Raw genomic sequence first — 16,142 nt, 5'->3', positions numbered from 1 at the left:
CAAATTGGGGAAAGCGGGCTGTTACCATATCAACCGTAGGAATTCGGCTTGAAAATTTGTAGGAATTTTTCCTACAAACTAGGGGTAGTAAATTTCAGGCGCTTGTTACGAGGGATGATGCTCAGTCTGCCTCATCTGCTGCAGACCACTTGTCATGCCAGAAACGGCGATTAAGCTTTCTCCAGGTATCAACTTTTATAGTGCCCCGGACAAAACGCAACAATACCGCTCCATCATGATCACTGCGCTGTAGCTGGCTGTCTTGCGCCTGATAGCGCTCTATTATTTCCGGATGCGGGTGCCCGAACCGGCTTCGGTAACCCACTGCAAAAATAGCATAGCCAGGATCAACTTGTCGTACAAAAGCTTCTGAAGATGAAGATCGGCTGCCATGATGCGGCACAATCAACACGCTGGAAGCAAGCGAAGTACCAGCATATTGCAGTAGACTCGCCTCAGTTTTCTGGCCAATATCTCCCGGCAACAATACACTGCCATGTGGCGTTGTTACTTTGAGTACACAACTCGATTCATTGGTCTTGCGTTTCTGTAGCAAAAACTCCGGTTCCAGCGGATGCAAGATTTCGAAATGTACTCCGTCCCACCACCACGAATCTCCTGCAAGACAATAGCGATTATCAGGAACAGCTTGCCGTATCGGATGATCAGCCGCAATTGATGCCAGCAACGTTCCGGTTTTTACGCTCGTCAATATCGACAATGCCCCGCCACTGTGATCCGAATCCGCGTGGGAAACGATCATCCTATCCAGCGTCTGAATACCCTCTCCACGCAGGAATGGCAAAATCACATACTTCCCGCTATCACTGTCACCATATTTTGGCCCGGTATCGTAAAGTAGAGTATGGTTGCGAGTACGTAACACTACAGATAACCCCTGCCCCACATCCAGCACAGTTAGCCAGAGCTCTCCCGCAGCTGGTTTTTCAGGAAAAACTAGAAATAATGGCAATCCTGCCAGTATACCCAGCCATCTTGCAGGAAAACCAGCTGATACGCCCAGCCCTGGCCCGCCCGGCAGCAGTAGCCATTTCACCCCGATGGTCGCTGCAATCACCGCCCATAAAGGCGGTGCATGCTGTTGCCAGGTGGCTAGAGGAAGCTCCCCCAGCCACTGCAACACAGCCATCGTAATTTGCAGAAAGGGATATGCAACCAGCAGCAGAAATTCCAGCCCGGGAATGGTAGCCAGTAATGCCAGCGGCACGATGACAAGGGTAATCACCGGTATCGCCACCGCATTGGCAACGGGTGATATCAATGAAATCTGCTGAAACAGGATCAGCAGTAGCGGAAATAAACCAAGCGTAATCGCCCACTGTATGCGCACCCAGCCAGTTACTGCACTTGATCGACCAATCCGGCCGGATACTACCAGGCAAATTAACGCCACTGCTGCAAACGACAACCAGAAACCTGGTGCAATGACCGACCACGGATCAAGTACCACAACCAGCAATAACACCCACCCCAACACAGGCAGTGTACGCACGCGCTGGTTACCCCAGAACGCCACCACGATGATGATCATCATGAATAACGCACGCTTCACGGGCACAGCAAAACCAGCCAGTAATGCATAACCGATGGCAACGATCAACCCGCACATCAGCGCAAACTTGCGGGCAGGCAACCACAATGCAAGACCAACACGACGCCATACCCAATAAGCCAGCAAAAACACCAGCCCGGCCACCAGCGTAATATGCGAACCGGAAATTGCCATGAGATGACTGGTGCCGGTTCGGGTAAAAATCTCCCACTGCTCCGACGGAATAGCACGTTGATCACCCACCACCAGCGCGATCAGCACCCCTGCATACGGATATTCGGCCAGATAATGCTGAAAATGACTACGAATTCCATCACGTTTACGCTCAAAGAAGTAGTGCGGATCACTGTTCCATGCTTCAAGCCGCTCGTTATCCTGCCCTGCTCGCACATAACCTGTTGCGCGCACGTTACGCTCAAGCAATCTGGCTTCATAATCCAGCACATGCGGGTTGGCGCTGCCATGCGGACGCTTTAACCGGACGGTTAACCGCCAACGCTCTCCTGCTGTGATATGCGGTAAAGCAACCCCCTTACGCTTGTTATCCCGATACCAGGAAAGCTGAATACGGGCAGGTACTACCGCATCCGGTGTCAGCACTTGCTCCACATCAAACCGGAAGCGCATGCTGTACCGGGCAAACTGCGGCATGTCCGGAACAACACCGGTAACCACAATATCTTTTCCTTCCCATTCATGCGACAGACTGTCCGCCAGCCTCATCTGCGCCGATAACGCTGTCCAGAAAAAACCGGCACCCAGCATAACAACAAACAATAGAAACCTGCTTACCAACACGGAAAAACGAAATTGGAGTCGGGAAAGAATTAAAGCTGCCAGCACTATCGGAATCAGCCCAATCGCCCAATAAATTTCGGGCAAAACCGGCTGCTGCAACAACCAAACGGCCCCGAACACAAATGCAAGACTGTAAATTCCGATCAACACTGATTTGATACCAGAGAATGACCATCCGGGAAAACCCGGTTAGCCAGATACCCCTAATGAATAAAAGTGAAAGTATTGGTGATGTTAACGTCAGGTATCGCCATTATCTGAAATCATGATCTACTTTTAAGCGCCATTAGAAACACTTCCACCTCACGATCAAAACACTATCTACTACATAGCATTCCTCTCTTATTTCCTCATTTTCTCAATTCAGTAGAAAAAGAGCCGTTTAAAAGCAATACCAAATTCTCGAAGGAGATTATCGATGAAAAGATCACCAATATATTCTTAACTGTGATCACCTTAACTATTTTATCCGGGTACTCAGTCGGAATGGCATTGTCCAGAAAACAGGACTCCAATCTCGGGGCAATCAGGGTTGGTGCCACACGTGGAGAAATAGAATTGCATCTTGGGCACCCCATTACTACGACACAACACTGGAAAACAGAAAACGACAGGATATTTATGAATATGAGCTTGGTAACGAAGCAAGTGCTGGACGGGCCATCGGGCACGGGGTAATGGATGTTCCCACCCTTGGACTTTGGGAAGTTGTCGGTACGCCCATAGAAGCAACGCAAGGACATAAAAGACAAATCACTATTACGTATGATGAAAAAGATCACGTTCAGTCAATCGTAGGTACTGCTCCTAAAAGACAGTTCTAATATAAAACAACCACCGAGATCTATCTGAAATGGTTATAACAGAGAAATCTAAAGTTTCTACCGAATAAGCAGTTTATTTAACCAAGAAAACTATTTTAAATTTTTCTAAACTATGTCATTTTTTACTACGCTACCCATCCATACTCTGTTATTTCTTGGGTTCATATCAATTCCAATCCTATATTTCCACATCAGATACGACGATAAAATTTTGATCTACGATCCTACAATTCTTACAACCACAGGAATTTTTGCTACTTTCTTTGGTATTGCTCTTGGACTGGCTGATTTCGATGCTGCCAATATCCAAGCCAGCATCCCTGCGCTATTAGCCGGGTTAAAAACAGCTTTTACATATGATAAACAACGCAGGTTATAGAAAATTTGTAGCCCGATCCTTATAACAACCCCAATACCAGGTAATCGTATGAAACGATTTCTAAAATATTTTATCCTCTTCCCGCTACTTGCGATCCTGACATCCTGCACACCGCTAACATCTCCCAACCCCATGGCAGCAGTCATCAGCTCGGTAATTTTTGTTTCAGATTCCGGGCAGGCGGTACGGGCGGTTTATCGGGATGATGATACGGTGACGCTTACTTTTCCCGACGGCAGGATGGAGATTCTTAATCTTGCAATTTCTGCATCAGGTGCGCGTTATGTTGCGGGAGAAAATGAGTGGTGGGAGCATCAGGGCGAGGCGACTTATTCCACCAGTAATCAAACAATTTTTACAGGAAGATTACAGATACCTGCCCAATAAATCAGCCGCCCGCCAAAATCAGTCCGATTTGCTCTATCGGACTGATGCTTTGTTTATAGCGCTTCAAATACGCCTGCCGCTCCCATTCCGCCGCCAATGCACATGGTGACCATGCCATATTTGAGTTTGTGACGACGTAATCCGCTCAGTAATGTTGCCACGCGAATCGCACCGGTTGCACCCAGTGGATGACCCAGTGCAATGGCCCCACCCAGTGGATTAACTTTTGCCCGATCCAATCCGAGATCATGGATAACAGCCAGACTTTGCGCAGCGAATGCCTCGTTCAACTCAATCCAGTCAAGTTCATCCTGTTTGATGCCGGTTTGTTTCAGCACTTTAGGAATCGCCTCGACGGGTCCTATCCCCATGATTTCCGGCGGCACACCAGCCACCGCATAACCAATAAATCGCCCGATCGGTGTCAGATTAAAGCGCTGCAAAGCTGCCTCGCTCGCCACCACCACCGCACCTGCTCCATCCGACATTTGCGAGCTGTTACCCGCCGTGACAGATCCTCGTGCTGCAAACACCGGACGTAACCGGGCGAGTGCCTCCGGGCTGCTATTCGCCCGGGGTCCCTCGTCAGTATCCCTGATAACGGAGAAATCGTGGATTTCGTGCGTATTCAGGTCCGGCCGGTCTTCATGAACGGGATAAGGAGAAATTTCATCCCTGAATTCCCCTTGTTCGATGGCGCGAATCGCACGGTGATGGCTTTCCAGTGCAAATTCATCCTGCGCCTCACGGCTGACCTTCCATTGTTCCGCCACCTTTTCGGCAGTAATCCCCATGCCATAAGCAATGGCTACCTGTTCACTCTCTGGCTTAAATAAAGCCGGGTTCATCGCCACTTTGTTACCCATCATCGGCACCATACTCATGCTTTCGGTGCCGCCAGCAATGATGACATCCGCTTCACCTAACCGAATCCGGTCGGCTGCCATGGCAACCGCCTGCAGGCCGGAAGCGCAAAACCGATTAATTGTTACACCCGGCACGCTAACCGGCAGACCAGCCAGCAGCAGTGCTACGCGCGCCACATTAATCCCCTGTTCCGCTTCCGGCATGGCACAACCGACGATAACATCTTCAACCGCTGCCGGATCCAGCCCTGCACACTGTTTCAGCACTACCTGCAGCACATGCACTAACATGTCGTCCGGCCGAGCATCCTTGAACATGCCCCGTGGCGCTTTACCTACCGGTGTGCGTGTAGCGGCTACGATATAAGCCTCCTGCACTTGCCTGGTCATCAGTTTCTCCTTCAATACTTGAATTTTTATTTCATCACGCCCATCTTCCGCAACTCCAAATCACTCAGTTGCGCAGCGGTTTACCGGTTTTCAGCGTATGCGCAATGCGATCCTGAGTCTTCTCGGTCGCCAGCAGCTCAATGAATGCTGTACGCTCAAGCTTCAGCAACCACTCTTCATCCACCCGGCTGCCCGCGACAATATCACCGCCACACATAACATGCGCGATCTTGCTGCCAATCAGGTAATCATGCTCGGAAATAAAGCCACCTTCCAGCAAGTTGACCATATTACTTTTGATCGTAGCAGCTCCCGTTGCCCCTGCCACTACGATTTCACGCGGACGCAATGGCGGACGATACCCGGTCTCTGCCAACGCAAGCGCCTGCGCCTTGGCAATGTGCAGTAATTCAAGACGATTCATGACAACTACATCAGCAGGCTGCAGATAATGCAATGCCTTTGCATGCTCTGCACTTTTAGCCAGTTGTGCCATAGCCACCGTCTGAAAATAATGCTTTAGATAAAGGAAAGGGTCCCCATCAATCGCATTACGCGCGGCGCGCAAGGCAAATTCCTTACACCCGCCTCCGGCTGGCAGCAGCCCTACACCCGCCTCAACCAGGCCAATGTAGGTTTCCAGTGTTGCTACCGCGCGATCACAGTGCATGACAAACTCGCACCCTCCACCCAACGCCATATTATCGACCGCAGCAACGGTCGGTATCATACTGTAGCGAAGCTGCTGCGAAATCTGCTGAAAATGAGCAATCATCACTTCCACTTCAGCCAGTTTTCCAGCCATTAACTTGTCGGCTATATCCAGGCTGCGGGCTGCTTGCAGAATGGTGGACTGTGCAGACTTTTTGAATTTCCGGATAAATAGATCAAATGCTGAAGGTGGTGCCGGAGGTGCCAAGGGAGCTTGCGATACTTCTGTTTTCGGTTTTTCTGCCGCCTTTTGCAGATTGGCACCTAGTGAGAATGGCGGTTCGGTCTGCCAGATTACCAATGCGCGAAAATGACGCTCGGCTTCAGTGATAACCTGTTGCATCCCCTGTAGAACCAGATTATCAATAGTATGCTTCTTGGTTTTGAAACTGACGATGGCAATCTGATCTCCGGTATGCCACATGCGCAGTGCGTCTGTTTCCAGAATTGTTTCACCATAGACCCTTTCCTCGCCAACCAGCCTGTCCGGGAATAGCTGACGCCGGTACACCGGCAACTGCGAACGTGGCTGCAAATTGTTCGCCACCGGCGCATAGGAGCCCTCCTGTGCGTGTACTCCCTGAGCAGCACTCTGTCCAACCACCTGCACCCAAGCTGGCAGCGGCGTTGCAGCCATGGCTTTGCCAGCAGCAATATCCGCTGCTATCCAACCAGCAAGCGTATTCCATCCCGCTGCCTGCCAAATCTCGAAAGGGCCCCGTTGCCAGCCAAATCCCCAGCGTATCGCCAGGTCAAGGTCACGTGCATTATGGGCAATTGATTCCAAATGGACGGCACAATAATGGAACAGATCACGATGAATCGCCCACAGAAATCGGGCCTGCGGATGGGGATGATCGTGCAACGCCACAAACCGGGCTACAGGATCTTTCTGTTTCAACAGTGCTTCGATTTCGCTGTCAACTTCGTTCTGCGCCAGTTGATACGTATCCGTATCCGGATTCAACACATGGATTTCCTTGCCCTGCTTCTGATAAACCCCCTTGCCACTCTTCTGTCCGAGTGCGCCCTGATTAACCAGTCTTTGCAACCAGTCGGGAACAGCGTAATGCGCATGCCAGGGATCCTCTGTCAGGCTGTTCTGCATGGTTTGTACGACATGCGTTAGCACATCCAGTCCGACCAGATCAGCAGTACGAAAGGTTGCACTTTTCGGCCGCCCGATCAACCTACCAGTCAGCTTATCCACCAGACTAAAATTCAAACCGAATTGCCGGGCATGATGCATGGTCGCCAGCATGGAAAAGACCCCTACCCGGTTGGCAACAAAGTTGGGCGTATCCTTGGCGTGGATAACACCTTTACCCAGACTGGTCACCAGGAAACTTTCCAGTGCATCAAGTACGCCTTGATCACTCTGTTTTCCTGGGATCAATTCCACCAGATACATGTAACGGGGTGGATTAAAGAAATGAATGCCGCAAAAGCGCGGTCGCAGGGCCTCGGGAACGGCTGCAGCCAGTTGGTTGATGGAAAGACCAGAAGTATTACTGGCCAGAATGGCCTGATTATTCAGATAGGGTGCAACTTTTTCGTACAACTCCGACTTCAGCTCCAGCCGTTCGGTAATCGCTTCGATCACAAGATCGCACTCACCCAGCTTTTCCAGATGTTGCTCGTAATTGGCGGGTTCAATACAGCTTGCCCGGTCAATTACCGATAGGGGAGAAGGGTCCTGTTTATTCAGTCTGTTGATCGCCTTCAGTACATTGGCATCGGGATTGCCCGATTCGGCCGACAATTCGAACAGTAATGTCTCTATGTTGGCATTAACCAGATGTGCTGCAATTTGAGCACCCATAACTCCCGCCCCCAGTACTGCAGCCTTTCTAACAATGAATGGATTGCTCAAGACACCTCCCGCATGGTCAAATTTCAGGCCAGACACCACCTGCCGCAACTAGAGCAGGATTGGGCCTGATAAAAAAGATTACAAGCATGAGCCCTAAAGAGCAAGCTGCCCAACTAAAAAGAACGAAAACCGGCTGCAGATCAGCTATACATAGATCTGATCGGAAAAGTACGGGTATGGATTACTTGCCTGTCGATGGTGTATTCATGCTGACAAGCGTCAGCCATTTCTTGACAAATGCCTCACCGACCAGACCGGTCTTGACCAGGCGTTCATGTGCTTGATCATAAAAATAGGTACGCGGCACTTCACCATACCAGCGGCGGTCAATCTCGAAACGCAAACGTTCAGGCATATCTTCAGCAAATACCCAGTTACTCTCAATCTCACTTAATCCGTAGCCGGCAAGATGAGAAACGATTTCCGGCCTATCCTCCGGTGTATCCGTTGCAATCAACACCAGATTCAGCTCTGGATGCTGCCACTTGAATTTTCCAAGCATTTCCAGTTCGGTTGGACAGTAGGTACAGGTCAGCGACCAGAGAAACATCACAAAAGGCTTGCCAGCATACTCTTCCTGAATTTGCGCCATGCTGCCGGACACAAAGGGACGCAAGTTATCCGCTGCCGAAGCAGCACCTGCCACTACCAGCAGCAATATACATAGTAAGCGACGCATCATTAATCACCTCCCACATCAAAAAGACGTATCCCGTCTTGCGTACTGTTCCAGACAACAAGCGGTTTGTGCGCATCTGTTACAAATATCGGTAAATCTGCTGCACCACTGGTTGTTGCCACGATGCGCGCTGTTGACCAGGTATCGCCCCGATCTGCCGAAACAGAGGTCATCATCCGGTAATTGTCACCATCAAATTCGCGCCAGGCCAGAAACACTTGTTTATCATGCGCAAATACAACGGGATGACCTGGCTGAAAGTCGAGATCACCAAATGCATGGGGGGTAGTTGTAGTCATTTTTTCACCATCAATACGCCGATAGAATAATCCAGGATGCTCCGAATTACCGGTAAACCATGCCAGATGAATGTCACCCACTGCATCTGCCGCAATATCCCCCCCATGATGCGGACAGGCATTAATTTCCCAGCCATCCTCACTGGCCCGAACTACCCTGGGTTGTGCACCCAATCGCGCCAGTGCAAAGTCGCGCATGCTGCCATCGAAGATATGACGCCAGAAAACAAACGGGGTATCATTAACCCCCAGTGTCATGCTGATCCGGCAGCACTCGCACGCATGATCTGCCAGTTTACGATTTGCAGAAAAACTCGCCCCTCCATCCTCTGACACTGCGTAATAAACGGTACTGCCAATATATTCCTGCCCGGATTTGACGGCTGCATCGCGCTCACGTCCATCAAACCAGGCCACTGTTACATGGCCACGATCATCCAGTGTCAATGTACTGAAACCATGGCTGGTTTCTTCGTGATCATCATTGACTGTCACCGGCGCTGAAAAAGTCTTGCCCTCATCCACTGAACGAGCAAAACGGACATTGCCGGAAAACACCTTTGGTAATGCCTGCACCCAGGTGACGACAATGACGCCGTTACGTGCCGCGATCTTAGGTCGATTCTGCCCTTCCGCCAGAATTGCTTCTGGTTGTGGATTGACAGTCACCTCTTCGGAAAAATGCTTGCCATTATCTTCAGAGCGGCTCACTTTGAGATGGCCATCCTGCATACGTGCCAGCCACAATACTCCCTTTTCATCGGCCGCCACGGAAACAGCCATGCCAACTGCCCGAGTACGCATTTCTGCCCACATTTTGTTCATATCATGCTTGGGTTTTGCTGCCTTGGCGTCATGGGCATGTTCTGCCGCCTCAGTAAAAGGAATTGCTGCAGAAATTACAGCCATAAAGATTGCTGTAATGAGATGTTTAATCGACATTTTCACTCCATTTAAGTTAAATACCAACCTGCCAGCCGAACTGGCCAGCAGGAAGAATGAATATGCTACATTCGATATTCCAGACCGGCAAAGAAGGAGCGCCCGTCTCCCGGCAGGAATTGGGCCTGATCGATACCTCTTGCATTCTCCACTACGCCCGTAGTAGCGGCATACTTGCGATCGGTCAGATTGCGTGCCTCGGCAAACCAGGAGAATCCGCTTTTGCTCCGTTTGCCAATTTTAAAGCCCAGCAGTGCGTAGGAATCAGCCGAGAGCGTATTGGCATGATCCACGTAATACTTCTGCGGCGACCATTCCACATTCGGACCAATATAGTAACCGTCAGCGTGGCGATAGGTCAGCTCGGCTTTATAGAAATGACGCGGAATACCGGCCAGCTGGTTATTGCCGAAAACGGCATCCTTATCAAATTTGAAATCGCTGAACATATACATCTGGCGCAGGTAAAGCATTTTTGCCAGTTCCACATCCAAACCTAGTTCAATCCCCTGATGCACGGTCTTATCTGCGTTGGCCGTACCTATTGGGGAGCTGGTAGCAGGATCCACCAGCGCAAGCAATTCATTGCGCACATGCGCACGGTACAGTGCCACATCCCACTCAGCCATATTAAATAACCGGCCCCGGCTGCCTACCTCAAACGTAATGGCACGCTGCGCTTTAGCAAATGTCGGTGCCTGAACTGGTCCGCTGGTCAACTCGGCAAAACTGGGTGGCTCAAAACTGGTGCTAACATTACTGAAAAATTGCACATCTGGATTCAATTCATAAATTAGCCCCGCCTTGGGAGTGAAGCGCTGATAGTTTTTGCTCTTACTCTGATCCACCCCGCCGGCCATGAACAGATCCTTTTGTTTGCGTGTCGTGTAAGTATATTGTGCGCCAGCAATCAACGACAGTTCCGGCAGCAAATAAAACTGATTTTCTCCATAAACAACATAGCTGCTGGCATGTTGATCAAATTTGGCAGTGCGCGCACCCGCATTACCGCCATCATTCTTGAAACGGTTATCCATGACATTGCCCCAGCTCGGTTCGAAACCCAGCACAAAACGGTTACGATAACTCGCAATCGGCATTTCATTGATATAGCGTAATCCCACGCCATAATCATTGGTGGGTTGGGATAGCACCTGGTAAATGGGATGCCACAGATTCTTGTGTGAGTAGAATCCGGAAAATTCCAGTTGCTGGCTGTTCCCCAGTTTGAGTACGGTACGGTTAGCCACCCGGATAAGATCAATGTCACGTTTTTGTCGTCCAAACAGACTAAACGCATTCGCCTGCCTGGGATCAGATTTTAATTGCGCTTTGGTCAGATTGCCTGGCAGTTGCGAGTCGGATTTAACATAGGTCAAGTAAAAACGTGTTTCCAGATCGGGGGTGATACGGTATCCCGCATTACTGAACATACGCCAGTTATCGGTAGCAGCCCAATCACGAAAACTATCCTGACTGTAACGGGAAACACTGGCAAAATAATCCAGCGAACCATGCACGCCACCAGAAGAAGCCATCAGGCGGTTATAACCAAAACTACCCGCCTCCCCCCGCGCGCGGAAACGCTCCGCATCGTAACCAGTCGGCGTAACGAAATTGATCGCGCCTCCCAACATGGTTGATCCATACTGCAGTGCATTACCTCCCCGGAACACTTCAATATAGCGGGTAGCCAAGGGCTCGATTGCCTGAAAATCCGCCCCGCCATCGGCCAGATTCAGCCGTGAACCATCCTGCAAAATCTTGATGCCGCGCAAATGGAATGTGCGTTGTATACCTGAGCCACGAATCGACAGGCGGGACTCTTCAGCACCGGCACGAGACTGGACAAATACGCCAGGCGAATACCCCAGCGCATCCTGCACTGTTGAAGCACGGCCCGTGGCATACGTTTCGCTATCAACCACATTGGCGCCACCCGGCACCCGGCGCATGGCACGTTTTGCTTCTGGCAAGCTCTGTACCGTGATCGCTGGCTCTATCTCTGGTGCTATCACCTGGATTGTTTTCAGTTGTATCGATTCATCCGTACTTTGCGCCTGTACCCAGATGGGTGCAACAGCTGCCAGCACCCCGGTTACCGCAACCGTCAATGGCATTAGAGACTTGCCGTAACCGATTTTTTCGACTCCCAATCCCCATTTTTGTTTTTGTTTGATTTTTCTGCCTTTCATATTTTTCCCTGTTTTGAAAGCTTTAAAACTGATGGATACCCCTAAAAATCTGGTTGTGCGGAATGAAGCGTAAAATTCAACCGGGAACCCATTTTAGAAGCTCCCTTATAGGATGACCCATACTGAGCGCCTCAATCATAAGCCGGCCAGAAAGGCATCTCAATGCGACAAATTGTCGCACCCCGAGCTAAACATGGCCTGGAGACGTAGCTGGCAACAGGGTTTTTACCAGATGACATATATCTTGATTACCCGTAACTTCAATCCCAATAATCCATCAGGACGCCGAATAACGGCGAGCGGATTATTTGGGCTCAATAACTAAACGCTGCCTCAAGCAGATAAGTACGTTGCGGATAGGGGTGGTATACCCATGCCTTGTCATTGTTGAGGTTGCTGATGCCGAACGAAAACCGGCTTTTCAACCCGTTATTGAACCGGTACCGGTAACTGGTTTTGAAATCCATGAAGAAAAAATCACTCTGGGAACCAAATACCTTGTTCACATGATCTCTGTTATCAGGGTCGTTATATGAATCGCTGGTATAGCGGCCAGATAAGGAAACGTCCCAGGCATCCGTCACATGATAAGTGCCGAAAAAGTTGGCTCGCCAATGCGGCAGGCGAATAACCTGTTTTCCGGTCAAGCTGTAGTTGGCAGACACACCGGTTGATTCGGTAAATTTCACAACTGGCCCCTCTTCCACTTTTGAATTCATCCAGGTTCCGTTGAACATGAAATCAAATCGTGTACCGAGAATATTTCTCTGTTCGAAGATCAGCTCCACTCCGGTTGTGCCAACTTCGCCGATATTCTGGAATGCACTGGTTGTAAGTACTCCTGAGGCGGAAGTGATCTGGCGGATGGCATCCTTGATGTCATCCCGGAATACGTTAATACGGGCATAACCCTTCGGCAGCCCGTACTCCACCATAAAGTTATGGTGCACGCCATTTTCAGGTTTGAGTAGAGCGTTTGCAGTCAGAATACTGGTAGGTGTACCGAGTGACTGGAAAAGCTCCGCAATCACCGGGAAGCGGTGCGCGCGTCCGAAGGAATAGCGGAATTTCCACTGCCGGGGTTCATATCCCAGTGAAACCTTGGGAGAAGTGGCTGTCTCGGTACGATCCGGCACCACCACGTTGGAAGCGACTCCTTTGCTTGCTTCCCACCATTCCTGCCGCACACCAGCCGTAATATCCCAGTCCGGCAGGAAACGGAACATCGATTGTGCAAAGATCGCATGGGTCGATGTGCGACCATCATTGTTGCGATTAGTCTGCAACGCACCCCGGGTCAGATCATCATAATTGGTCAGGCTATATTGCCGGAAACTAAGGTTGTACTGGTCAAAATGGTATCCGGTCAGGAACGACAGTTTGTCGTAACCCAGCAACATCGGTGTACTCAGCTTGAGATCGTAATTCCACCAGTTGAATTTACGAAAATCCTGCAATTGCCCGGCACCGGTATTGCCTGGATCAGCATGATTGAAAAATGCAGCCGCACGAATATCCTTTAACACATCGAAATAGCTGAGCGTGGTATCGACATCCCAGCCAGGCGTTAGCGCACCGCGCAGCGACAAACCCAGATTCAATGTCTCGCGTTTGTCGCGGCTACTGCCAAAACCATTTCGCACCACGTCGAAACGGGTGCCATCCAGGGAAGCATTGCCCGGATTTGAACAGGTGACAACTGAGTTACAGACAGGTGAACTTCCTCCCCAGAAATAATTACCGTTTGCTGTATGCAGATAGTTATTGGGATGGTTCTGGTTGCGCGTACGTTCTTCATACGCCACGGTAAACAGCGCTTGCAAGTCAGAAGTAATGTCATATCCGAATTTCCCCTTGAACAAGTGAGTATTCACTTTCTCGGGGCCGGTATCACCGTAAATGATACTGGGCGTGCCACGCGTATCCGGCGTCCTGATACCCCCCGTCACCGGTGTCCCTCCGGGGACGTTGAACAATCCGGTGTTGTCGATAAAATAGGACTGCGGATGACCCTGGGCTTCCAGCCGGTTATAGGCCAAAAACACCGTAAATTTGTCCTGTATCCGGTTACCGTAGGAAATATACTGCCGATCACCGATAAATGTTCCCTTATCCGATCCGTAATTTTCGTAAGGCTGAATGAACAAGCTGCCTTCAAAGTAAAACTCCTGCTTGTTCGGCATACGTGTTCTAATATTGGCGACTCCCCCTATCGAGTTGCCACTGTACTCGGCCGAGAAAGGACCATAAACAATATCAACCGAATCGATCTCGTTCGGCCCGACCAGCGACCAGCGTGGTGCACCATTGAAAGAAGCCTGCAGAAAGTTGTGCAGCGGTAGACCATCGGCATAAACCATGCTGCGCGCAGTTGAAAACATATCTGCCCCGCGGATCCCCAGCACACCATTCGGATCACCCACATAACGCTGACGTATTTGCAGGCTGGGCATGTATTTGAGTACTTCTTCCGTAGTTTGCGCATTCTGCTGCTCGACCTGCGTCCGAGTTACACGCATTGAAGGTGAAGTAAAGCGCGAATCTCGCTCTATCTCGCCTGTCACCACCATTTCCCTGAAAACTGTTCTGTTTTGTGGGGCAATCTCACCTGCCTTTTTCTTCTTCCCTTTTTCCTTATCAGCACCTGCATTACTGCCTGATTCAGCCACTTGCGCCAATTGCTCTCCCGCATACTCCCTGTTACTCTCACTCTGAGCTTGCTTTCCAGGTGAACCATCACCCGGAGCAGCGTAACTTGATACTGCACAAAACAGGCCGATCAATGTCAGAGGAAATTGCTTCATGGTTTGAGCCATCCTTTCAGATTTGTGATTAAATTTGCAGCAATGCCTGATGCCGTATCACTAATTTGTGATACATGTCATAAGTTGTCTGCTGTTTATTGTTGTTTTGAAGATGGCTTTCAGCTGCCGGATCGATTAATTACTCTTTCAACGGGTAGAATTCGCAGCCCTTCATTGTCGGTATTCCATACAACCAAGGCTTTATCATTGCTAATTAGTGGCAGCGGATAATCGTTTGCACCAGCAGATAACATCAGGCGCCATGGCTCACTCCACGTCTCGCCACCATTATTTGAAAACATCATTTTTGCGGAATAGACGTTCCCGTCAAATTCACGCCAGGTGAGGAGGATGGTTTCACCATGTGCTACCACTGCGGCGTGGTTGGGCTGGGCATCTATATCCCCCAGCGCCATGGGTTTCGACTCAAGGTTGCCACTGATCCGTTTATAGAACTGGCCTGAGCCGGCTGTACCATTGGTAAACCAGGTCAGATGCAATTGCCCTTTGCTGTCTGTCGCAAGACTGCCGCCGTTATGTGGACAGGCATCGATCTGCCATTCATCATGGGTAACTCTTCTTGCCCCCTCTTCCGTCTTGTCCAGATTAACCACGGCGAAATCACGGGTGTTGGCGCTAAAAATATTCCGCAGCAGCACAACTGGCCCCTCACTGGTCCAGGTAAGAGCAGTCCGGCAACACTCACAGGTATGCTGGTGAATCTGCCGATTGGGCTCGAAGTGCGCACCATTGTCGAATGATTGACTGCTATAGAGTGAAACACCCTTGAACTCTTCATTTTTTCCCCGCGCTGTATCACGGTCTCTTGCATCCAGCCAGGCCACTACTACTCTTCCCTTGCCATCAATGGCAAGGGAATCGAAACGGTGACTGGTCATACGACCATCATCGTTCAGAATGACCGGCTCTGAGAAAGTCCGGCCTAAATCGGTTGAACGGGAGAACTTTATATTTCCGGCATATTTTTCTGTTAGTAGCTGTGTCCAGGTGACAAGCACCGTACCATCACTTACAACCTGAATCTTGGGGCGATTTTCACCATCGTTGGCTATGTTTTCCGGTGCAAGAGTAACGGTCACAGGCTCAGAAAAATGCTTTCCGTCATCTTCTGACCTGGAAACCAGCAAGTGTTGATTAGCTACTTTTGCCAACCATAACCGCCCTTCCTGATCCAGCATTACCCCTACCCCAAGTGCAGATCTGGAGGATTTTGAGGCAGGCACTGCAAGCGGTTGCTGTGTTGAGCTACTGGCACTTAGCCCAGTTGCGACCGTAACCGTGGGAACAAGTGTGAAAAATAATCCAGCCAGTGCAGGGAGAGAAAACATTAACTTCTTCATGATTTACATCAAAAATCAGAGAATAACTGATTCAAAAAAGAATGAAAATGCGACAAATTGT

At 50.0% G+C, this 16,142-nt stretch carries 11 protein-coding genes; 3 read left to right on the top strand and 8 right to left on the bottom strand.

The annotated features are described in order from the left end of the window. Window positions 1-121: 121 nt before the first annotated feature. A complete protein-coding gene (locus tag C8R14_RS04970; protein ID WP_011633825.1) occupies window positions 122-2,521 on the bottom strand; it encodes a DNA internalization-related competence protein ComEC/Rec2 in 2,400 nt (799 codons plus the stop codon). Window positions 2,522-2,863: 342 nt separating this feature from the next. Here C8R14_RS04970 and C8R14_RS04965 point away from each other — a divergent pair, with 342 nt between their 5' ends. The 3 genes from C8R14_RS04965 (at window position 2,864) to C8R14_RS04955 (ending at window position 3,961) form a co-directional block, all read left to right on the top strand. Continuing rightward, a complete protein-coding gene (locus C8R14_RS04965; protein WP_181413694.1) occupies window positions 2,864-3,049 on the top strand; it encodes a hypothetical protein in 186 nt (61 codons plus the stop codon). 357 nt (window positions 3,050-3,406) lie between these two features. Then, window positions 3,407-3,574 (top strand): hypothetical protein, encoded by a 168-nt coding sequence (locus C8R14_RS13470; RefSeq protein ID WP_166484973.1) that lies wholly within the window; start codon window positions 3,407-3,409, stop codon window positions 3,572-3,574. A 48-nt stretch (window positions 3,575-3,622) separates the two neighbouring features. After that, on the top strand, window positions 3,623-3,961 hold the full coding sequence (locus C8R14_RS04955; protein WP_011633823.1) for an MliC family protein: 339 nt from the start codon (window positions 3,623-3,625) through the stop codon (window positions 3,959-3,961). 53 nt (window positions 3,962-4,014) lie between these two features. Here the strand turns inward: C8R14_RS04955 and C8R14_RS04950 are convergent, their stop codons facing one another. From C8R14_RS04950 to C8R14_RS04920, 7 genes are all read right to left on the bottom strand, one after another. After that, window positions 4,015-5,217 carry an acetyl-CoA C-acyltransferase gene (locus C8R14_RS04950; RefSeq protein WP_011633822.1) on the bottom strand — a complete coding sequence of 401 codons (1,203 nt, stop codon included), beginning with the start codon at window positions 5,215-5,217 and terminating at the stop codon, window positions 4,015-4,017. 64 nt (window positions 5,218-5,281) lie between these two features. Continuing rightward, entirely contained in the window at window positions 5,282-7,837 is a 2,556-nt protein-coding gene (locus tag C8R14_RS04945) for a 3-hydroxyacyl-CoA dehydrogenase/enoyl-CoA hydratase family protein (protein WP_258332525.1), read from the bottom strand. 145 nt (window positions 7,838-7,982) lie between these two features. Beyond that, entirely contained in the window at window positions 7,983-8,483 is a 501-nt protein-coding gene (locus C8R14_RS04940; RefSeq protein ID WP_041353436.1) for a thioredoxin domain-containing protein, read from the bottom strand. Further along, a complete protein-coding gene (locus tag C8R14_RS04935) occupies window positions 8,483-9,721 on the bottom strand; it encodes a sialidase family protein (RefSeq protein ID WP_011633819.1) in 1,239 nt (412 codons plus the stop codon). Before C8R14_RS04935 ends, C8R14_RS04940 begins: the two co-directional genes overlap by 1 nt. 65 nt (window positions 9,722-9,786) lie before the next feature. Then, window positions 9,787-11,916, bottom strand: coding sequence for a TonB-dependent receptor family protein (locus C8R14_RS04930; RefSeq protein ID WP_011633818.1), 2,130 nt, complete (start codon window positions 11,914-11,916; stop codon window positions 9,787-9,789). A gap of 314 nt (window positions 11,917-12,230) precedes the next feature. Next, a complete protein-coding gene (locus tag C8R14_RS04925) occupies window positions 12,231-14,720 on the bottom strand; it encodes a TonB-dependent receptor (protein ID WP_011633817.1) in 2,490 nt (829 codons plus the stop codon). A 119-nt stretch (window positions 14,721-14,839) separates the two neighbouring features. Continuing rightward, on the bottom strand, window positions 14,840-16,081 hold the full coding sequence (locus C8R14_RS04920) for a sialidase family protein (RefSeq protein ID WP_011633816.1): 1,242 nt from the start codon (window positions 16,079-16,081) through the stop codon (window positions 14,840-14,842). Between the last annotated feature and the right edge of the window lie 61 nt (window positions 16,082-16,142).

Source organism: Nitrosomonas eutropha (assembly GCF_003201195.1).
In the GTDB taxonomy this organism is placed as follows: domain Bacteria; phylum Pseudomonadota; class Gammaproteobacteria; order Burkholderiales; family Nitrosomonadaceae; genus Nitrosomonas; species Nitrosomonas eutropha.
Note: the sequence above shows the minus strand (reverse complement) of the source record. Positions and strands in the feature narration are given on the sequence as shown.